Here is a 21711-nt window from a genome sequence, read left to right on the forward strand (position 1 = left end):
TTAATTTACTGATTGTAGTGAAACAAGCTGATAGTTTAGTGTAGTTTTTCCGTTCTCCCACTCTAACTTTTGAACAATTGCACTACCTATTCTTTCCTGATTTGATTTATATAAAGGTAATATTTCTTGAACTGTAAATAGATGATAACCATCTAATATTAATTGAAATAGATTTTCTTCTATATGTAATCTGATTTCTTTTTCATTCGAAATAATTTTCGTGTGCATCTCAAATTTCATTCTAGATACAACCCCTTTTTTCTAATCTCTACATTTTAATAGTATAGTGGCTATGCAAGATTGACAAGTATATACAATGCGATGTACATACTTTTTTAATTATAAACATTTTAATTTTTTCATATAAAATACGGTATGTGAAATTTTTATACTTACAAAAATAAAAATGCTCTTTCAAGCATCCTTATTTTTGTAAGTACTCTTTCATTACATAGTACAATACAGTTATTAAAACAATCGCTACAAAAAACGCGAATACGGCCACAATATACCCATCTTTATTCAGTAAAAAGCATATGGAAATAGATACTATAAAAATCGGAAATACGAGACGCACCTTATCCTTCACTTCTTCTGTCGTATCTGTATGATGAAAATACTGTGTAATTCCTACCATAAGAGAAGACAAAATAATAACTGACAACAGTAAAGGTCCTGGCATTCCGATCTCCCCTTTCTCTATTTCTAATTATATACAAACTTCCCACCCTTTAAAAGTTAGACAATTCAGCTATTTCCACTTTTTCTACATCTACTCTTCAATTGTTTGTTATGCCAGGTGCAATAACTCAATATAAGTTATACATATAATAGCGCCTTTAACACCATGTTTTCAAATAATTGCACTTACAGTAATGTTGTAATATTCCTCTTCCACTACTGAAATCCTGCAAATATAACTCGTCAAAATATGCGAAATACATATAAACACTTAATACCAGCTTTAGACAAAATTTGTCCCGATATTTGCAGGCAACTATACTCCCACCTAAAAATTCGAAGGAGGCAAATAAGTAGGCGGGAGATAGATTGCCCGTAAAAATCCGATTGGTGAGGGCTAATAATAAGTGTGATGGAAAAACCTCTACCGATTAAAGTTTCACTTTATAAAGGACATTACAGTATGTATCAAGAAATAAGAATAGGAAGATATATAAGGGAGGATTTATAATGACTGAACACGTTTTATTTTCTGTTAGCGAAAACGGCGTTGCATCTATTACTTTAAACCGTCCAAAAGCACTCAATTCTTTATCCTACGACATGTTAAAACCAATTGGACAAAAACTTAAAGAATGGGAGCAAGATGAGCGTATTGCACTCATCGTTTTAAAAGGAGCTGGAACGAAAGGTTTTTGTGCAGGTGGTGATATTAAAACGCTATATGAAGCACGTTCAAATGAAGTTGCATTACAACATGCAGAGCAGTTTTTTGAAGAGGAATATGAAATTGATACATATATTTATCAATACAAAAAACCAATTATCGCTTGTTTAGACGGAATCGTTATGGGCGGTGGTGTCGGGCTGACGAATGGTGCTACATATAGAATTGTTACAGAGCGTACAAAATGGGCAATGCCAGAGATGAACATCGGCTTCTTCCCAGATGTCGGTGCTGCTTATTTCTTAAATAAAGCACCTGGATATACTGGCCGATATGTTGCTTTAACAGCATCTTTATTGAAAGGTCCTGACGTATTATTTATAAACGCTGCTGACTACTTTATGACATCAGATACATTACCAAATTTCCTTACTGAACTTGAAAGTGTAAATTGGCATAAAGAAGATGTACATACTAATTTAAAAGAAGTCATTCGTACATTTGCAACTGCTCCAAACTTAGAAAGCGAGCTTGCTCCTTCATTAGAGGTAATCAATTCACATTTTGCATTCGATACAATTGAAGAAATCATCCAATCATTAGAGAAAGATCGAAGTTCATTTGCTCTAAAAACGAAAGAAACGCTATTATCAAAATCCCCTGTTTCACTAAAAGTAACATTAAAACAATTTATTGATGGACAAGATAAGTCTGTTGAAGAATGTTTCGCAACAGATCTTATACTAGCTAAAAACTTCATGAGACATGAAGATTTCTTTGAAGGAGTACGCTCCGTTGTAGTTGATAAAGATCAAAATCCAAATTATAAATATAAACAATTAAGTGATGTTTCAGAAGAAGATGTAAATCGTTTCTTTAACCTACTTAACGCATAACAGTGAGGCTATAGTAGTAGTGTATTCATAACTGCTACTATAGCCTCTTTTCTATTTAATATTCTTTAATAAAATTTAATTTTATTAAATCGAAATTTATGCTACACTGATTTTAATCAAATATTCTAAAAATACAAAAAGGAGGAGCGACTATGATAGAAAATTATTTTCTTTTCATCATTATGTCTATTTGTCTAATCATTTTACCTGGACCTGATACAGCAATGGCTACGAAGAACACATTGGTTGCTGGTAAAATGGGCGGTGTTAAAACAGTGTTCGGTACATGTGTTGCACTTTTGATTCATACATTAGCTGCTGTAATTGGTCTTTCCGCACTTATAGTAAAATCAGCTCTTTTATTTTCTATTTTCAAGTATGTTGGGGCTCTATATTTAATCTATATCGGTATTAAAGCACTTTTAGCAGTAAAAAACCAAGAAGGTGTAAATACAAATGATGTATCTATGAATACTGATAACGAACATACTCCTTGTTTTCGCCAAGGTTTTCTTACGAATTTATTAAACCCTAAAATTGCAGTCTTCTTTTTAACTTTTTTACCGCAATTTTTAAATCCAAGTCATAATACACTTATTCAGCTTCTCGTAATGGGCCTAACTTATCTCGTTTTAACAGTCATTTGGTTCGCTTTTTATATATTTTTAATTGATAAAATTAGTGCTTTTATGAAGAAACCAAAGACGCAAAGTTATATTCAAGGACTAACAGGAATCGTTTTAATTGGATTTGGTATTAAACTAGCATTTGAAAAAAGTAATTAGTTAAGCAAAAAACACCACATCTTAAAGAGTGGTGTTTTTCATTTAACAATATATCTGGCTGATTCGAGCTAATAATCAGTGGTGGATGCCCCCCAACTGATTAAAGTTTCACTTTATTAAAACCAGCGCTCAGTTACAACTTTTTTGCGTGTATAAAATTGAACGCCATCCGTACCATTTGTACCAAGATCTCCAAAGAAGGAAGCTTTGTTTCCTGCAAATGCAAAGAATGCCATTGGTGCCGGAACATTTACGTTTACACCAATCATACCAGCATCAATATTGTCACGGAATGTTTGTGCGTGCTTACCATTTGACGTATAAATAACAGCACCATTCGCAAATTTCGATTGATTTGTAAGTTTAATACCTTCTTCTAAATCTTTTACTCTCACAATACTTAATACTGGAGCAAAGATTTCATCTTGCCAAATTTTCATTTCTTGATTTACACCATCAAAGATCGTTGCACCAACAAAGTAACCTTCTCCTACTTCTTCATTAATCTTGCGGCCATCTACTAATAAAGTTGCTCCATCTGCCACCCCGCTATTAATATAGCCTAAAACACGTTCTTTATGAGATTCACGGATTAATGGTCCAACGTAATTATCTTCGTGGAAACCATCACCCACTTTTAATTTTTTCGTCTCTGCTACTAGTACGTCAATGAATTCATCAGCGATTTCGTCTACTACTGCTACGACAGAGCATGCCATGCAGCGCTCTCCACTACTTGCAAACGCAGATCCAATTACACCTTGTACCGTTTTCTCAAGGTTACAATCTGGCATAACAACCGCATGATTTTTCGCACCTGCTAACGCTTGAACACGTTTTCCATGTTTCGTTCCTGTTTCATATACGTAACGCGCCACCGGCTCAGAACCAACGAACGAAACTGCTTGAATATCTCTATTCTCTAAAATACTATTTACAACATCTTTTCCGCCTTGTACTAAATTTAATACACCTTTTGGAAAACCAGCTTCATAGAATAACTCTACAAGTCGCTCTGCTAAAAGTGGCGTTCTTTCAGATGTTTTTAATACGAACGTATTACCGCAAGCAATTGCAAGTGGGAACATCCATAATGGAATCATCATTGGGAAGTTAAACGGTGTAATCCCAGCAACAACACCGATTGGGTAGCGCCATATCGACCCATCAATTCCGCTAGCAATATTCGGAAGAGCTTGTCCCATCATTAAATTTGGTGCCGATGTTGCTAATTCTACCGCTTCAATACCACGCTGTACTTCGCCCGTTGCATCTGTTAGCGTTTTACCGTTTTCTAGCGTAATGATTTTTGCAAGCTCATCTTTGTTTTCTTGTAAAAGCTGTAAATATTTATATAATTGTCTTGAACGATTCGGAACTGGTACTTTAGACCATTTTTCGTATGCCACTTTTGCCGCTTCAACAGCTTTTTCTACATCTTCTTTTGGAGAAAGTGGAACGTAAGCGATGATTTTTCCAGTTGCCGGATTCGGAACTGCTTCTACTTCAGTACCAGTAGATTCTACCCATTCGCCATTAATATGATTTTTTACTCGTTTAATTTCAGTTGTAATCATTATATTCTCTCCTTTTTTATGATTTTTATAAGTCTACTATTTTTGATTAGAAATTAATTGTTCGCTAACTTTCTTATATAAAGCAGCCATGTCGTTTTCACCATATCCTGCCTCACTCGCTTCTTCATATACGTTTAATAGCATTTCGCTTACTGGCAAGTGAAGTTCGCTTTCCTTAGCTAAATCAACTGCAAAGCCTAAATCTTTTTTTAATAGATTTACAGTAAATCCTGGCTCGTAGTTTTCTGTTGCAATGAAACTTTTATAATTGCGCTCATAAATTCTACTTTGACCGTAACTTACATTTAAAATATCAAACATTTTATCTAAGTCCATATTGCTCTTTTTCGCTAATGTTAAAGCTTCACTCACACCAGCTGTATAAAAACCAATTAATAGATTGTTAATTAATTTAACAGTTGTACCACTATCAATTTGTTCACTAACGTGGAAGATATTCGCTCCTAACACTTCCATGACAGATTCAGTTTTCTCATATACCTCTTTTGATCCACCAACCATAAACGTTAATGTACGGTTTTCTGCTCCAATTACCCCTCCACTAACAGGCGCTGCTAAAAAGTCTACTTTCTTTTCCTTTGCAGCCTCTTCTAACTGTTTGTTTAATTGTGGAGATACTGTACTAGTATCAATTAAAACTACATTAGGGTGGCTATTTTCAAATAATCCTTCTGCTCCGAAATATACCGCTTCAACCGCACGAGGTGATGGTAAACTTGTAAAAATCACATCACATGTCTCTGCTAGTTTTGAGATTGATAAACCGATAATTCCGCCTTCTTTTTCAAAAGAAGCTTCCGCCTCCTTATTCAAGTCCACTCCGTATACTGTATAACTTGATTTAACTAAATTTTTAGACATAGGAAGACCCATGTTACCTAAACCTATAAAACCAATCTTTTTCATATCGCTTTCCTCCTATTTACACAATATATTTCCCGCGATTAATAATGACTTTCGCAATATCTCTCTTTTTCGTAAATAAGTTCGTGTATAAAGGCACTAATAATTGACGGATTTCAGCTAAAATTACGTGTCTATGTTGTTCTTCTGTGACAGCCGCTGAAAGTATAGAAATCGCCGCTTCTTCTACTTTACGATAGCCTTCTTCACAAATAACATCAGTTATCATTTGTTTCGTACGCTCTTTTTCTTCACCATTTTTACTAATTGCTTTACTCGTACGTAAAAATGCTGATTCCATGACGTACACGTCCGTCAACATATTTGATAATACACGTGAATATTCTTGCTCTTGATCAATTTTTAAGCCTGGAGTTTTAGAGAGCGTTTTTAAAGATTGTTTCAACAATTTTTTCGCTAATAAAATGTAACGATGGTTTCTTTCTACATTTGCTACATCAATTTCTATTTCAGTATCTTCTATTTGTTCGATTTGCTTCATTAACATTTTAGCTACTGTTAATCTGTTAATTTCGTTCGTTCCTTCAAAAATACGACTAATTCTAGCATCACGATACAATCGTTCTACTTCGTATTCCTGCATATAACCGTAACCACCATGAATTTGTACAGCTTCATCTACGATATGACCAAGTGTTTCAGAAGCGTTTACTTTATTAAGTGCACATTCAATTGCAAATTGAGACATTTTCTTCATAAGATCCTCATCACTCTCATGAATTGCAGCATCAATTACACCTGCTGTACGGTAGGCTGCACTTTCTGCTCCATATGTAGCAATGATCATATTTGCAATTTTCTCTTGAATCATCGTAAAATCAACTAATTCCGTTTGGAACTGTTTTCGCTCTTTTCCATATTGTACTGACAAGCCAATTGCTTGTTTTGCTGTTCCAATATTTCCAAAAGCAAGTTTTAGTCTAGCGAAGTTAAGAATATTAAGAGCTACGTGATGCCCTTTCCCAACTTCCCCTAAAACATTTTCAGCAGGGATGACAACATCTTCTAGAATAAGCGTAGCCGTTGAAGAACCTTTAATCCCCATTTTCTTTTCTTCTAATCCAATTGATACACCTTCACATTTTCTTTCGACAATAAACGCTGTCATTCCTTTATTTGTCTTCGCAAAAACAACGTATACATCTGCCATATGAGCATTTGTAATCCATTGCTTTTCACCATTTAACTTCCAAGCAGTACCCTCTTCATTCAATACTGCACTCGTTTTTGCACTTAATGCATCAGAGCCAGCATTTGGCTCAGTTAAAGCATAAGCCCCAATCCATTCTCCTGACGCAATTTTTGGTAAATATTTTTCTTTCTGTTCTTTCGTTCCGTAATATATGTAAGGCAATGTACCTACACCTGCGTGTATATTAAAAGAAACACTAAATGCACCAGCGTAACCCATTTTCTCTGCTACAAGCCCTGAGACTGCCTTTCCTAACTCAAACCCGCCGTATTCTTCCGGGACCTCGATACTCAACAATCCAAGTTCCCCAGCTTTCTCAAATAATTGACGAGAAACTTTATAGTTATGTTGTTCAATGTTCTCAACTTGCGGAACAATTTCTTGCTTAACGAATTGTTCTGTCGTTTTTGCGATTAAATCTTCATCCCCTGAAAAATCTTCTGGTGTAAAGAAAGTATTATTCACATCTTTATTGAGTGAAAAAAATTCCCCCCATGGTAACTTCGTTTTCTCCATCTGAATCCCCCTATCATTTCGGCCTTCATTGCTTTTTGCATATGCTCGTCTACGATGAGTGGAATATCTTATTATTGAAAACAGAAGGCGATGAATTTTCACATCAAGCATTTCATTTTGCCAAAGATGTATTCTCATCGCCTTAGTCCTTCTACCTATTGATCTTCAGATAATACTGTTTTTGCAATTCCAGTATCTAATTCTTCAAAGTCATGATATGAAATTGTTTCATATAACTCACTTCTCGTTTGCATATTAGAAAGTGCATCTTTTTGTGAGCCAGTCTCTTTAATTAATGTAAATACATTCTCATATGCTTTTGCAGCAACGCGAAGTGAAGTTACAGGGTAAATCACCATTTGGAAGCCCATATTTGCAAATTCCTCTGCACTATAATATGGTGTTTTCCCGAACTCAGTCATATTTGCTAGTAAAGGTGCATTCACTTTGCTAGTAAATAATCGGAATTCTTCTTCCGATTGAAGCGCTTCTGGGAAAATTGCATCTGCCCCTGCTTTTACATATGCGTTCGCTCTTTCAATCGCTGCATCTAATCCTTCTACTCCGCGAGCATCTGTGCGCGCTACAATATATAAGCTTGGTGCAACTTCTTTAATCGCTTTAATTTTTTGAACTAATTCTTCTGTAGTAACAAGTTTCTTACCATTTAAATGTCCACATTTCTTTGGTAATTGTTGATCTTCAATTTGAACAGCCGCTACTTTCGCTTCCACCATTTCTACAGCTGTTCTCGCTACGTTTAGTACTCCACCAAATCCTGTATCTATGTCAACAAGAACTGGTAAATCTGTAGCTCTTACTAGATCCCTTGCTCTCTCTGCTACTTCAGTAGACGTCACGATTCCTAAATCTGGTAGCCCTTTACTTGCAGTATAAGCAGCTCCAGATAAATAAAGAGCTGAAAAACCTGTATTTTTCGCAACAAGAGCAGCCATTGCATCATGAGCACCTGGAATTTGCAAAATTTCATTTGCTTCTACTAAAGCTCGGAAGCGATTCGCAAGCTCCTCTTGTGTTGACTGTTTATTCACAACCCAAGCCATTCTAAATTCCCCCTATTATTAAATTAAGAATAGATCTACAAATTCGTTGACATTCATATTTTCTAGTTTCTCTTCATTTAAACAAGCTTCATGAATTTGTTCTTGCTGCTTACTAGCATAATGACCAGCCATATTTGCAGTGAATTTTTGAACGACTTTTGGAATCGCTTCGTCTCTACGGAAACGGTGACCAAGTGGGTATTCACATTCCACATTTTCTGTTACAGTACCGTCTTTAAAATGAACTTGAACAGCATTGGCGATTGAGCGCTTGTTCGGATCAAGGTAATCTAAACTGTACTGTTTGTTTTCAACAACAACCATCTTATTACGTAATTCATCTACACGCGCGTCAGCTGCTACTTCATCCTCATAATCGTCCGCAACGATATCACCTTTTAATAAACCGATTGCCGTAATGTATTGTAAGCAATGATCACGATCAGCTGGGTTATTTAATGGACCTTCTTTATCGATAATACGAATTGCTGATTCATGAGTTGTAATTGTAATACGATCAATTTCATCTAATCTTTCTTTAATTTCCGGGTGCAACTTCACTGCACATTCTGCAGCTGTTTGTGCATGGAATTCTGCTGGATATGACACTTTAAATAATACATTTTCCATTACATATGACTCTAGTGGTCTAGCTAATTTTAATTCTTGCTTGTTAAATAATACATCTTGGAATCCCCATCCTGGCGCAGATAATGCTGTTGGGTAACCCATTTCACCTTTTAGAGCAGTCATTGCAAGATGAACACCGCGGCTCGTCGCATCACCTGCTGCCCATGATTTACGTGAGCCAGTATTTGGAGCATGACGATATGTACGAAGACTAGAATTATCAATCCATGCATGTGATAATGCATTAAAGATTTCTTCACGTGTTCCACCAAGCATTTTCGCAACTACAGCAGTTGTTGCTACTTTTACGTATAATACGTGGTCAAGACCAACACGGTTTAAACTATTTTCTAAAGCAAGTACACCTTGAATTTCATGTGCTTTAATCATCATTTCTAATACTTCACGTACTTTTAAAGGTTCTTTTCCTTCTGAAATACGAACGCGACTAATATAATCTGCAACTGCTAAAATTCCGCCTAAGTTATCAGATGGATGTCCCCATTCTGCTGCAAGCCATGTATCGTTATAATCTAACCAACGGATCATACATCCGATATTAAAGGCACCTTTTACTGGATCTAGCACATAAGACGTACCTGGTACACGTGTACCGTTTGGCACGATAGTTCCTGGTACAACTGGTCCTAGTAATTTCGTACACTCTGGATATTGTAGTGCCAAAATTCCGCATCCAAGCGTATCAAGTAATACGTAGCGAGCAGTACTGAATGCTTCTGCACTTGTAACCTCTTTATTTAATACATAATCCGTAATTTCTTCTAATAATGCATCTTTTTGTTTAATTTCGTTTGTTTTAATCATGCTATTCTTCCCTTTCTGTCGAAAATTCGTTATTATTAATGATGGGTGTCGGTCAAACACCCATCTGGCGGGCGGCGCTAACAACTCCCCAGTTGTTCTTATTTACTAAGCACATGTCGCTCGCCAATGTAGTTTACACGCGGACGGAACAATCGGTTGTTCGCATGTTGCTCAATAACGTGCGCACATAGTCCTACTGTTCTAGAACTAAAGAAAATTGGTGTGTAAAGTTGAATCGGAATACCAAGCATCCAATATACCGGAGCAGCATAATAATCAAGATTCGGATAAATTCCTTTTTCCTTCTCCATAATCTTCTCTCCAGCTTCACACATTTCATATAGTGTATAATCACCTTTTACATCACATAACTGCTTTAAAGCTTCCTTCATCATAAGTGCTCTTGGATCTATCTTCTTCATATACACGCGATGTCCAAAGCCCATGATTTTTTCTTTGTTATAAAGTTTTTTCTGTAATAACTCTTCAAATTTCTCAACATTACCAGCTTCTAATAGCATGTACATGACGGCTTCATTCGCACCACCATGTAAACTTCCTTTTAAAGATGCAACTGCACCTGTTAAAGCACCATATAAATCTGATTGTGTTGATGCAATTACGCGAGCGGTAAATGTAGAGTTTGGCATTTCATGTTCACTATATAAAACAAGGGAACGATCAAAGATCTTCTCCTCAAGTTCAGTTGGTTTTTTCCCAGTTAACATATAGTAGAAATTCGCACTATATGATAATTCCTGAAGAGGTTCGATAGGCTCCTCATTATTTAAAATATGATAGCTATTCGCCACAATGTTAGGGACCTTACTTAAAAGCTTGTACCCTCTACTTTTATTTACTTCTAACGCGCGGTTTTCGATATCATTATCGTAACCAGCTAATGCAGACACACCTGTACGTAATCCATCCATGGGATGCGTTTCTTTAGGCAATGCCTTTAGCACGTTGAATACACCTTCTGGTACTGCATATTCTTCTTTTAATTTCTTTTCAAGTGTTGCTTTCTCATCCTCATTTGGTAGATGTTCTTCTAATAATAGGTGCACAATGTCTAAATACTCTTTTGTTTTTGAGAGTTCGATTAAATCATACCCTTGAATTACAATTTCACCTTTTACTGTGTCAAGAAACGAAATTTTCGTCTCCGCTGCTACTACACCATCTAATCCCGGGGAAAATTTTTCTTCAGCTTTCATCATTATTTCCTCCAATCCTAATAGATCTTCGTGCACATAACTGTAAGCCTTTACAATACTGTGGAACTACATTTCTATTTCAATGTATCAGAGTTTTTAGAAGATTTCAATTTATTTTATAACGATAAGTTTCCTATACTTTTATTGCTGTAATAATACAATTTTCCAAAAATAATTTTTATATTTTATAGCGAAAGGACCGACTTTGTACTATTTTTTCTGAACCAAAATATAACGATATTCCATAAAAACCCACAAAATATAGCTTTACTCCCTATTTTATTTTTCAAATAAAAAACGAGCTGTACACATATACAGCTCGTTTCCATATGATATTTATTTCACAATCCCCTAAATATAATTCTTATATAAAATTTATTTATTTTTAATAAAGTTATTATTTTACATAATTAAATTGAATTTCTTCCGTTTCTATATGATAACTTACAACTAAATCATAGTTTTGAAAATACCAAAGGTCATCAAAATCTACAAAAAATCGAATACCATCTATTTCAATTGATACTACATCCCCATCTGGTTTCTCAGTAGCAATCCCTAAAGAATATCCGGGCTGAATTGAGCTATTCCCTCCGTATCTTACAATAAAGTGAAACTTTAATCAGTGGGGGTTTTGTCCCTCCCCCACTGATTATTAGTTGAACCAATCGGGCTTTTACGAGCAGTTGATCTCCTGCCTAACTTCCTTGTATTTGCTGAATTTTGAGGTGGAGGTCTTACTGCTCGTTAATGCGGGATAAATCGAATAGATTCATCATGCTTTATACGCAATTCTTCCTTAAACCATTGTAGAGCTTCATGATCAATTGAAATTTTCATCTTCGCTCCTCCAGTTTACGCAAATTCTTTTTTTCCTAATTGCCGTTTTACAAAAATGACAAATATAATTAAAGCTATTAATCCTGAAATTGCACTACCTGCGAATAAAATACGGTAACCAAATATTTGTGAAACAAACCCAAGTAAAATCGCACCTAGCCCAATACCTAAATCAAATGCAGTAAAGAATGAAGCATTAGCAACTCCTCTTTTACTCGGAGCAACAATTGTAAGCATCGCTGCTTGCAAAGCGGGCTGTGCTGAACCGAATCCAACACCGTATAATACCGCTGCGATAATTACACCCATTACACTATTTGAAATCGTTAGTACAACTATAGCTAAAATGGTAATACATAATGTTGGGAGTATGATAAATACTTCTCCATATTTATCTAATAATTTACCTGAAATCGGCCTTACAATTGTTAAGGCAATTGCATATACAAGAAAGAATGTGCCAGGATTCACATCAATTGATGATGCAAATAACGGTAAAAACGTTGTAATTCCTCCATATGCAAATGATAAAAAGAAAACAACAATCGTAATTGATAAAACGGATTTTTCAAACAGTTGAATTTTCCCTTTTTCTTCTTGTGGTGCAAATGGCATCTTCGTTATTAATGATAATACGACCGCCATAAAAGATAAAAGAGTTGCTAATACAAATAGACCATGAAATGAATAATTTTGTACAACCCATAATCCAATCATCGGGCCGATCGCCATTGCAATTGTCATCGCCATTCCATACCAGCCCATTCCTTCTCCGCGGCGTGAATCTGGAATAATATCAGTTATTGCTGTTCCAACAGCCGTTGTAGAAACGGCCCATGTTACCCCATGAATAACACGTAAAAACGCTAAGAATAAAATAGTTGATGCTAAATTATAGGAAAGCATTGTTAGTCCAAAAAAGATAAGGCCCCAAATAATAAAAGATTTCCTACCATATTTATCTAACATACCTCCAATAATCGGGCGAATTACAACTGCGGCTATCGTAAACATTCCCATCATCAGTCCAACTTGAGATTCATTCCCACCTAGTTCTTTAATAAAGAGCGGGAGCGTTGGAACAAGCAAATAAAACCCTGTAAATAAAAATAACATCGCGACAGTCATTTGGATAAATGATTTCGTCCATAATCGTTCCATTAAAATCCCTCCATAAACACGTAAAATACTACGATCAACACATCCATTGTATATTTTTCATATTCCTTTTCCCTCCGCTATTAGACGTATCTTTTCGTAATAAATAGTCCACCATCAATTCACATTGGTCTTACGACTTTGTACGTATGTTTTAACCGAAAGTCCTATCTATATGTACCTTTATAAGTATTAAAAGAATATACTACTTTATCATTGAAACTTAGGAGTGATCGTTTTCATGTGGGTATCACCAAGAATAACTGCTGCGGTCCCATCAGTTCCCTCAATACATGTTCCTGCCGTTCATACTGCTAGTTCTGATGTTGGTATTGAACTTCCTGCCGCTTGGCAACAATATCAATTACCTGGCCAAGTCACCCCTTCATTTTGGCATCATGGTACACATCCTAGTAGTACTACTTTTTATAGCCCTAGCTATCCAATACCTCCGGCTCAAATTTTTTATCATTTCCCGTCAATTTACTTTCAAAATTTCTATGGTACTTTTAACATTTAAAAATAATATTACTCTTTATAATACAAAAAGCACCAAAGAAACCGTTTTTCCGGTACCTTTGGTGCTTTTTAAATACATTATTTATTGTCCATTATTGGAAGGAGCCTCTCCAGTGTTCCCGCCAGTAGTTGGTGGGGTTGGAGTTTCTTGGCCACCTCCAGTGGTTGGTGGATTTGGAGTTCCTTGACCACCTCCAGTGGTTGGTGGATTTGGAGTTCCTTGACCACCTCCAGTGGTTGGCGGATTTGGAGTTCCTTGACCACCTCCAGTGGTTGGTGGATTTGGAGTTCCTTGGCCACCTCCAGTGGTTGGTGGATTTGGAGTTCCTTGGCCACCTCCATTAGTTGGTGGATTTGGAGTTCCTTGACCATTTCCATTGTTTTGTTCATTTTGCTTATTCTGTTCATCTTGTTTCTTTTGCTCTTCCTGCTTCTTAAGTTCATCTTGCTTCTTTTGCTCTTCTTGTTTCTTAAGTTCTTCCTGTTTCTTTAATTCCTCTTGATTTTTCTCTTCTTCAGTTTTTTGCTGTTGGTCTTGTTTTGGTTGTTCCGTTGTATCCGGTACGCTCGTATTTGGAGATGAATCACGTTTTTCACCTTTTATACGTAACTCACTACCTTCTTGAATAACACTACTTGGCATTTTAAAGCGTGATTTATCTGTAGCCATCTCGCTCATCATTTCTTTAAAGATCAACTGTGCAATTTTCGTATTTTTACTACTAATATACTCATTTTTACCATCTTTCATATATCCAGTCCATACTGCCATCGTATATTGCGGTGTATATCCTGCAAACCAACTATCACGAGTTGCACTTTCTGGAATTCCATATTGTGCTAGTTGTTTTGAAGAATAGTTAGTTGTACCTGTTTTACCAGCTACATCTAAAGAGGCCACATTTGCCGATGTACCAGTACCTGATGTAACGACAGAACGAAGCATATCAGTAATCATATATGCTGTAGAATCCGCCATAACTTGTTTTGGTTTTTGTCCAAAACTTTGTGACTTGCCATCTGGATAAACCACTTTCTTAACAAAATGCGGCTTCGTATATTTACCATCATTACCAAATGCCGCATAAGCACCCGCTATTTCAGTTGGTGATACTTCGTTTGTACCAATCGCTGTAGATTCTGTCGGTGCTGTATTAAATGTAATACCTAATTTCTCAGAGAAGTCTTTCGATTTACTAATCCCCACTTCTTTCGCTGTTTTAATAGCCGGGATATTTCGTGACATTTTCAATGCATCACGCATTGTAACTGATCCTAAATAATTTCTATCAGCATTTCTAACTTCTTGTCCTGTTGAATACTTAAACGGAGAGTCATCAATTTGGTGATAAGTAGCCCATTTTAAATATTCAATTGCAGGAGCATAATCAAAGATTGGTTTCATCGTTGAACCTGCTGAGCGATCTAATTCAATTGCCATATTATGCCCTTTAAATACTGCTTTATTTTCACCACGTCCGCTGCCTATTGCACGAACTTCCCCTGTTTTCGTATCCATAAATGTGAAAGCACCTTGGAAATTCTCATTTGGGTAATCAATAATATTTGTATTTAGAATATTATCAGCCAATTTCTGTGCTTTTGGATCTAATGTCGTATAAATTTCTAAACCGTCAGAACCAATATTAGCATCTGGTAATTCTTTTTCTACTTCTTTCACAACCGCATCCATAAATGCAGGATATGGCATTGTTTGTTGTTCAGTTGCAGGCTTAAGCCCATCTGTTACTGGAACTTTTGATGCTTCTTCCATTTCTGCCTTTGTAATATAACCATGTCGATTCATTAAGTTTAGTACAGTATTTCTTCTTTCTGTTGCCTTTTCAACATTTTCTTTTTTCGTTGGATCATAGTTATTCGGTGCTTTCGGTAAACCGGCAAGCATCGCAACTTCTGGTAATGTTAAATCTTTCAATTCTTTACCATAGTAGTTTTGTGCTGCTGTTGCGATTCCATATGAACGGTTACCTAAATTAATTTTATTTAAATACATCTCTAATATTTCATGTTTTGAATATTGTTGTTCTAGCTTATACGCTAAATATATTTCCTGAACCTTACGCTTTGACGTTTTTTCCATCGATAAGAAGTAATTTTTAATAACTTGCTGCGTTATCGTACTTCCACCTTGAGAGCCATAATCTCCTTTAAGACTGACTAAAACCGCACGGGCAGTACCTTTAAAATCTACCCCGCTATGCTCGTAAAAACGTGCGTCTTCTGTCGCTAAAAATGCATTTTCTACTAATTTAGGAATTTGATCATACGTAACATTCGTTCGTTTTTCTTTCCCATATTCATATACCAAATCCCCGTCTTTATCATAAATTTTTGAGGATAACGGATTAACAAGTTTTGCTTTCTCAAGTTTTGGCGCATCCTTTATCATAACGAAAAAGGTAGCAACCCCTGCCACTAAACCTACAATACCAAGTAGTAAACAACTGATTAAAAATTTACGAAAAAACGATGTTTTACCTTTTGGTTTTGTTTCTTTAGAAGCTGGCTGTTTTTTCTTTTGAACTTGTCGTCGCTCCTCTCGAGAACGATAATTTTCTGACATGTTACTTTCTCCTGCCTTTCAATTCTCCCATTGATTTACATAAAATATTGAGGTCACCTTCACAAATATACTTATATTTAGAAAGTTTATTAACCGGAAGCATTCAATATTTTCCCAATTCACAGATTATAAATTTTGGAATACTTCTTATACAAACTATATTCACCTCTATTTTTTCTAATAATACTGCCCCTTAAAGCATAGAATGTAAGAAGTGAATTTTAATACCTCGTATAAATAATATACCTTTTTTTCAAATGGTCAATATTTTCTTATTAATAAATCAAAGGTGAAATAAAAATAGCACAACTATATGTACTTCGTGTGAACTTCCTTATAATTACGCATAACGAACATTTAATATCTTACATATAAGTATAATACCTCTTTAATTATAAGGATTTCAATACCACAATCCCCTTATCTACAAGAAAACACCTTAAATGAAAAGTTAGGAGTTGCGTAATGATGAAATTATCTCCCGTTATATCAAAAAATATAGTTGCTGTTGGCTATAACCCTTTTTCTATGATTTTAAGAATCCAACTAAAGAATGGTATGTATGATTTCTTTAACGTACCAGAAAGCATTTACACCGGCTTATTAAACGCACAATCTAAAAGTTATTACCATAATACTTATATTAAAAATTCTTTCCGCTACACTAAAATTTAAACTTGAGTAACATACAAAAAAGAAAGGAGGAAAACTCCCCTTTCTTTTTTAACGAATTTACCGAAAGAATTCTCCTTCCTCAAGAGTGTGAGGGGCGCTAGCCCAACGGTAGGTGGGAGATGAATTTCGGTTTGGCATAGCCAAAAACTTTTGATAAACTAGCTATATGAAGTTCTTTGATAACTTGATATATGAGGTTGCAGGAAGAAAATAGAGTGCGAAAACCAAGCCATTCGGTTCCTGCGTAAAATATCAACCGTACCAAAAGAGCGTCCAAGCGTTGGACATCTAGGGTTGGAACACTCCGAAGTAACGCTCAGGAAGATGAAAGGTTGCTTTCGTCGTGGAACTGAGAAGCTCCCACTTCAAGCTTTGCTAAATGGCGAGTAGTTCACTATTTTCAATATCCATTTACCTTCTATTTCTCTTATTAATTTCATCATACGCCTGAATTTGTCTTTTTAGGCGCCGATCGGCTTTTTTATCATGTACAACAAGAACTGCGTGTATAGCTCCTGGAACCCAGAATATTAGGGTTAAAATGAAATTAATAATCGCTTGAAACGGCTTTCCGCACAATAAAACAGCTACCGGCGGAAGAAGAATTGCCAATAAGTACATCATGCCTTAAAAACCCCCTTAATGTTTATTTTTCAATTTTCACCCATTCATTTCCTACACTTTCAAACCTACAAAATCATTTTATTTCCACAAGTACAAATTAGAATTCATTATTACGAATATCAGATATATAAGTACAAATAGATGAGAAACCATTCACTAACATACAGTAGCAATATTCACCTTTTCTTCTATTTACATATTCTACACCCATATGAAAAAGCCTACAAAAAGAATTATCACATCAATCTTGTCCCACTTATAAAATTGAAATACTCCAAACTACAATGAAATGAGTATCTCAACGTCTTTTCTTAGATTCTAATCTTTCTTCTTCTATTATTTCGGTTAATCCAATTGCTGAAATAACAGTTCCTATTGCTTGTATCCAAATACCAATAAGTCCTATTATGCGCTGATTCTCTTTATCTTTACCGATGTCTTCATTATCCTTTTCTTCTTTTGATATATTGTAAATACCTTGATACGCTTGTAATCCCGCTCCTAAACTTTGCATAGAATTCCCTAGTACAATGACTCGCTGAATTGCATTCACCTCACGCAAGGCTGCTTCTACTCCTAAAAAAGCTCCAATCGATTGTAAACTGTTCCCTGTAATTATAAGATAATCATTTTCTTGCGTTTGTTCATTTACATTAAAATACGTTCCTATTACATTTGAAATATTACCTAAAGCTAATAGCTCAATCCCCGTTTCCTCTAACTCTTTACTTTTATTTTCCATACGTTCATCTTGATTCCCTCGTTTACCTTCATCTTTTGTATTAATATATGCTACAATTTGTAATATATAGCCGAGGGCTTGTAATGAACTCCCTACAATAACCAGATCCGATTCAATCTTTTCTTCTCCTATAAATCCTCTTGTTGTTCCAATAGCTGCCGTAAGATTTCCTCCTACTTGAAACCATGCCCCTGTCAATTCTAAACCACGTGGATTCATTTCCCATCACCTATAATAAAATTTTCTTGTGCAATTAAAATAAGTAAATATCACCTTTAATTCATTATTTTATTTTTCATATGTAATTTTGTGCATCACATAATGTGCTACTATAGTGAAACTTTAATCAGTGGAGTTTTTGCCCATCCCCCGCTGATTATTAGCCCTCACCAATCGGACTTTTACCGGCAGACCTACTCCTACCTAACTTCTTTGCTTCCGCCAAATTTCGAGGTAGAAGTCTTACTGCCCACAAATAGCAGGATGATACAAAAAGAGCACCTTTCAGGCGCTCTTTTTTGACAAGGAGTTTCTCGATGAAGATGTAATTAGCAAATGCTTCTTATATACTTTAATATATGCTTGTCCCTCAAAACAGTGAATACTATTTTACTTTTTTAGTTTCTCTTTTTGTTTATCAATCAAAAAAATCAATGTTTATATCATTATTATTTTTAAATTTTATTTTCTCTTTCCCGCATTTCTCACACCGATAAATATAGGCCACACCCAATTTACCATTTTTATAATCTTCATTATCCTGCATCCTAATGAAGCTATATTTATGTTTACAGTTCGATTCATCTAAATATTTTCCAATCCACTTTTTCAACATAATATAACCTACCCTATCGAAGAATTTTCACTTAGTCTAATTGCATGCTTTTATGTAAATTCTCAATTTCATTTTGCAACTTTTTAAATTGTTCAAAATGCATTGTTATAGATTGACTACTATTATTATCCGCGTTGTGTTTTACTAACAAAACACCGGTATCATGAAAAATCACTTCGAGTTCTTTCCTTATAGATACTTTCGTAATATGTGCTGTTTTAATTGCCGATAAAATTGCTATTTCATTTAACTTTAATTTTATTTCATTAGGACAAAATGCTTTTTCAACCAATGTAACATCATTACTATAAATAAGTGCAACAAGATTACTTGATTTTGCATCTGTTAAATCTACTTTTTTCATAACATTATTCATAACATTTTGCCTCCTTCTTTTTTCGTATATATCAATTATACAAATTTATTCTTTTTAATGTGCAACTTTGCGTTAATTTTAACATACTTTTTGATAAGTTGATTAAACAAAGCCTCAAACGTTTTTCTACTCCGTAACATTTGTTAAATGAACCCTTTGGACTATAACGTCATATAGTAGTGTTAACAATTACTTAAAAAGTAGGTGAAAATCATGCCCTCAGTTGTAGGCAATTTAGTTGTACAAAATAGTAACGGATCTTTCAACTTAGGTGATTTCTACAATGTTTCTCCAAAAGAGAATACGAAAGCTTATAACGGCTCTGGTGCATCTAACGTTGGTTTTGTAGTTAATACTTTTAGTGGTGTTAGTGCAACTAATACATTCGATTCTGACCTTGCAGATCAAAACCAAATTGGTACGGCCTAAACAATTCTTCAATCTTTTTTGTATAACATATTTAGATTTGTCCATACTATACACAGGCTGTTAAACAGCTATCGTTGATTTTTTGAGTACCCAATCTCTTTCTCCCTTTCCCTGGGGCTAAGCAGCTAGCTTGTAACTAGCTGCTTTTTCATGTGGCTATTTCCTTATTCATCTCTACTAAGAAAAATAAAAGAAGCTAAATTTCAAAATCCAGCTTCTTTTATGTTACATCAATTATGTCCACAATAGAAAATACATACGTTTTATAAAAAGCATCTGTACAAACTACATCCTGCTGAATTGGATTTATATGAACCACTGTCATATAACTTGTAAGTATGTACCCTTCTTCAAAATATGTCACTAACATCTCTTCTTCAGACAATAATGAAGTTAACAATTTATCAGAAATTCTCTCTTTCGCTTCATTCGTTAATATCGGTCTCTTTACTCTTAATTTCTCTCTAATCCCCTCTCGCATACTAAACAATTGTTCCGACATTACTGTAAACGGAACCCACTCTCTTCCTTTTGTCTGCATCTTTACTTGATTCATTTTCTTTATCCCCTCGATTTTTTATATCTATCGAATCTATATAAAAAGAAATTTCACTTTTAAATACACTCTGTCCATCTCTTATTTATAAGTAGTGTTCAAACTTACAATTATTCATGAATTGTAGGTATTAATTATGACTCCCCAGCTAAAGAACATTTGTTCTAATTATACACGAACTAACGTTCTTCCGGAAGAGGAACATGCATATTTTTTTAACAAAATGAAACTTAAATCAATATAGTTTGTCCATTCCCATTGATTATTCACCCTGACCAATTAAGTTTTTTGCACTTCCTATCGCAAGACAAAATACGTGTAGCAACTACAAAAACGACTCCACCTTAAGTGAAGTCGCTTTTTTCTAATAAAATATATTTCTAACTTTACTTTTCTATCCTGACTAACGTTCTTTCCGGAATACAAATTTCATCTATATCAAAATGATTTATTTTTAAATTCAATCCCCCTACTTATTCCTTATCTTCATCACCAACCCAACAACTTAAGCATATACTTTTATTATGAACAACCTCACAAAACTTAAAAAGCTTATGATGTAAAACACTTTATTCCTCATAGTTTACTATGAAAAAGAAGCGCTTTTGGCGCTCTTTTTTCATACATAATTTTATTAAAATTCATTAAATCCAATCTGTATATATTACTCTACAAGGTATATAATCGACTATTGTCAACTACTATTTAATTAATATGTATAGGCTGCATTATAATATGTAACTCCCTCTCTGTTTCTCCTTTTTTCGGATGCCGATAATACTCCAATTTATATTCTAATACTTTATACTCAACCATCCCAATCTTAATCCCTTTTGTTTCCTTTAATACAGCTAATAGATCGCTTATATTTTCATTTGATGATTCAAATATTTTCCCTCCGCCTTCTCTCTTAAAGATAACCTTCATATATTCTCCCCCAAGTTAACTTTATAATCTAGTAGATAATAAGTCTAAAAACATTCATCCTATTTTTATTTATAATTTGCTTTCAAAAAAAGAACATCCTTTTTAATAGAATGCTCAGCTTTTCACTTCCTATAACATCAATATCTTTTCCAATAATATGATATGTATTATTCTTAAAATTATGTCTTTAATCCAGTTCATAAGGACAAATATATAATCATTTTTTCTTTGTGTGTAACATATATTAAAAATATATTAGGTTTATATTTAATAAAATTAACTAACTAAAACATTATAATATCAACGTTTGCGAAGTCATCTTTTATTTTTTTTCGTTTCTACCCATAATTTTCTATTGTAATTCTTAATATTTAAATGTAATATTGTATTGTCTTACTATCTATTTATAACTCACACACTAAATAGAAAAGGGAACTCTATATGAGTTCCC

General features: G+C 34.6%; 21 protein-coding genes and 1 pseudogene. 5 read left to right on the top strand and 17 right to left on the bottom strand.

The window, feature by feature from the left end; translation table 11 throughout:
• Both ACTFQM_RS03840 and ACTFQM_RS03845 read right to left on the bottom strand, forming a co-directional pair.
• Positions 1-240, bottom strand: coding sequence for a DUF2584 family protein (locus ACTFQM_RS03840; protein ID WP_002171871.1), 240 nt, complete (start codon positions 238-240; stop codon positions 1-3).
• Positions 241-424: 184 nt separating this feature from the next.
• On the bottom strand, positions 425-682 hold the full coding sequence (locus ACTFQM_RS03845) for a hypothetical protein (protein ID WP_071719897.1): 258 nt from the start codon (positions 680-682) through the stop codon (positions 425-427).
• Positions 683-1191: 509 nt separating this feature from the next.
• Here ACTFQM_RS03845 and ACTFQM_RS03850 point away from each other — a divergent pair.
• Complete coding sequence (locus tag ACTFQM_RS03850) at positions 1192-2244, top strand: enoyl-CoA hydratase/isomerase family protein (protein WP_440033505.1); 1053 nt, start codon at positions 1192-1194, stop codon at positions 2242-2244.
• A gap of 152 nt (positions 2245-2396) precedes the next feature.
• Positions 2397-3029, top strand: coding sequence for a LysE family translocator (locus tag ACTFQM_RS03855; RefSeq protein WP_002171868.1), 633 nt, complete (start codon positions 2397-2399; stop codon positions 3027-3029).
• A gap of 116 nt (positions 3030-3145) precedes the next feature.
• Here the strand turns inward: ACTFQM_RS03855 and ACTFQM_RS03860 are convergent, their stop codons facing one another.
• The 8 genes and pseudogenes from ACTFQM_RS03860 to ACTFQM_RS03895 all read right to left on the bottom strand — a co-directional run bounded on the left by ACTFQM_RS03860 (position 3146) and on the right by ACTFQM_RS03895 (position 12996).
• Positions 3146-4606, bottom strand: coding sequence for a CoA-acylating methylmalonate-semialdehyde dehydrogenase (locus ACTFQM_RS03860; RefSeq protein WP_440033506.1), 1461 nt, complete (start codon positions 4604-4606; stop codon positions 3146-3148).
• A 36-nt stretch (positions 4607-4642) separates the two neighbouring features.
• A complete protein-coding gene (locus tag ACTFQM_RS03865) occupies positions 4643-5533 on the bottom strand; it encodes an NAD(P)-dependent oxidoreductase (RefSeq protein ID WP_071719901.1) in 891 nt (296 codons plus the stop codon).
• A 16-nt stretch (positions 5534-5549) separates the two neighbouring features.
• Positions 5550-7259 (bottom strand): acyl-CoA dehydrogenase family protein, encoded by a 1710-nt coding sequence (locus ACTFQM_RS03870; protein WP_400486270.1) that lies wholly within the window; start codon positions 7257-7259, stop codon positions 5550-5552.
• 155 nt (positions 7260-7414) lie between these two features.
• A complete protein-coding gene (gene prpB / locus ACTFQM_RS03875) occupies positions 7415-8323 on the bottom strand; it encodes a methylisocitrate lyase (protein ID WP_002031847.1) in 909 nt (302 codons plus the stop codon).
• An 18-nt stretch (positions 8324-8341) separates the two neighbouring features.
• Positions 8342-9778 (bottom strand): 2-methylcitrate dehydratase, encoded by a 1437-nt coding sequence (gene prpD, locus ACTFQM_RS03880; protein WP_440033507.1) that lies wholly within the window; start codon positions 9776-9778, stop codon positions 8342-8344.
• A 98-nt stretch (positions 9779-9876) separates the two neighbouring features.
• Entirely contained in the window at positions 9877-10998 is a 1122-nt protein-coding gene (gene mmgD, locus ACTFQM_RS03885; protein WP_141548710.1) for a citrate synthase, read from the bottom strand.
• A 394-nt stretch (positions 10999-11392) separates the two neighbouring features.
• Positions 11393-11605: pseudogene (locus ACTFQM_RS03890) on the bottom strand (HesB/YadR/YfhF family protein); the annotation flags it as partial.
• A gap of 245 nt (positions 11606-11850) precedes the next feature.
• Positions 11851-12996, bottom strand: coding sequence for an MFS transporter (locus tag ACTFQM_RS03895; protein WP_440033508.1), 1146 nt, complete (start codon positions 12994-12996; stop codon positions 11851-11853).
• A gap of 238 nt (positions 12997-13234) precedes the next feature.
• On the opposite strand from ACTFQM_RS03895, the gene ACTFQM_RS03900 reads away from it, so the two are divergent.
• Positions 13235-13513, top strand: coding sequence for a hypothetical protein (locus tag ACTFQM_RS03900; RefSeq protein ID WP_440033509.1), 279 nt, complete (start codon positions 13235-13237; stop codon positions 13511-13513).
• Positions 13514-13594: 81 nt separating this feature from the next.
• On the opposite strand, the gene ACTFQM_RS03905 is transcribed toward ACTFQM_RS03900, so the two are convergent.
• Positions 13595-16096 (bottom strand): PBP1A family penicillin-binding protein, encoded by a 2502-nt coding sequence (locus ACTFQM_RS03905; RefSeq protein ID WP_440033510.1) that lies wholly within the window; start codon positions 16094-16096, stop codon positions 13595-13597.
• Positions 16097-16561: 465 nt separating this feature from the next.
• Between ACTFQM_RS03905 and ACTFQM_RS03910 the strand changes: the two genes are divergently transcribed.
• Entirely contained in the window at positions 16562-16771 is a 210-nt protein-coding gene (locus tag ACTFQM_RS03910) for a KTSC domain-containing protein (protein WP_002171837.1), read from the top strand.
• A gap of 411 nt (positions 16772-17182) precedes the next feature.
• Here the strand turns inward: ACTFQM_RS03910 and ACTFQM_RS03915 are convergent, their stop codons facing one another.
• From ACTFQM_RS03915 to ACTFQM_RS03930, 4 genes are all read right to left on the bottom strand, one after another.
• Entirely contained in the window at positions 17183-17395 is a 213-nt protein-coding gene (locus tag ACTFQM_RS03915) for a YqaE/Pmp3 family membrane protein (protein WP_002171836.1), read from the bottom strand.
• 298 nt (positions 17396-17693) lie between these two features.
• Complete coding sequence (locus ACTFQM_RS03920; protein WP_440033511.1) at positions 17694-18356, bottom strand: DUF6944 family repetitive protein; 663 nt, start codon at positions 18354-18356, stop codon at positions 17694-17696.
• Between the two features lie 418 nt (positions 18357-18774).
• Positions 18775-18972: a hypothetical protein gene (locus ACTFQM_RS03925; RefSeq protein ID WP_327909082.1), complete on the bottom strand. Its 198-nt coding sequence runs from the start codon at positions 18970-18972 to the stop codon at positions 18775-18777.
• 31 nt (positions 18973-19003) lie between these two features.
• Entirely contained in the window at positions 19004-19348 is a 345-nt protein-coding gene (locus ACTFQM_RS03930) for a hypothetical protein (RefSeq protein ID WP_002171833.1), read from the bottom strand.
• A gap of 213 nt (positions 19349-19561) precedes the next feature.
• Here ACTFQM_RS03930 and gerPF point away from each other — a divergent pair, with 213 nt between their 5' ends.
• Positions 19562-19777: a spore germination protein GerPF gene (gerPF, locus tag ACTFQM_RS03935; protein ID WP_440033512.1), complete on the top strand. Its 216-nt coding sequence runs from the start codon at positions 19562-19564 to the stop codon at positions 19775-19777.
• Positions 19778-19997: 220 nt separating this feature from the next.
• Here the strand turns inward: gerPF and ACTFQM_RS03940 are convergent, their stop codons facing one another.
• Both ACTFQM_RS03940 and ACTFQM_RS03945 read right to left on the bottom strand, forming a co-directional pair.
• Positions 19998-20333, bottom strand: coding sequence for a YolD-like family protein (locus tag ACTFQM_RS03940; RefSeq protein WP_440033514.1), 336 nt, complete (start codon positions 20331-20333; stop codon positions 19998-20000).
• Positions 20334-21038: 705 nt separating this feature from the next.
• Entirely contained in the window at positions 21039-21260 is a 222-nt protein-coding gene (locus ACTFQM_RS03945) for a hypothetical protein (RefSeq protein WP_440033515.1), read from the bottom strand.
• Positions 21261-21711: the final 451 nt, after the last annotated feature.

The organism is Bacillus cereus group sp. MYBK30-2 (genome assembly GCF_051915945.1).
GTDB lineage: Bacteria > Bacillota > Bacilli > Bacillales > Bacillaceae_G > Bacillus_A > Bacillus_A paramycoides.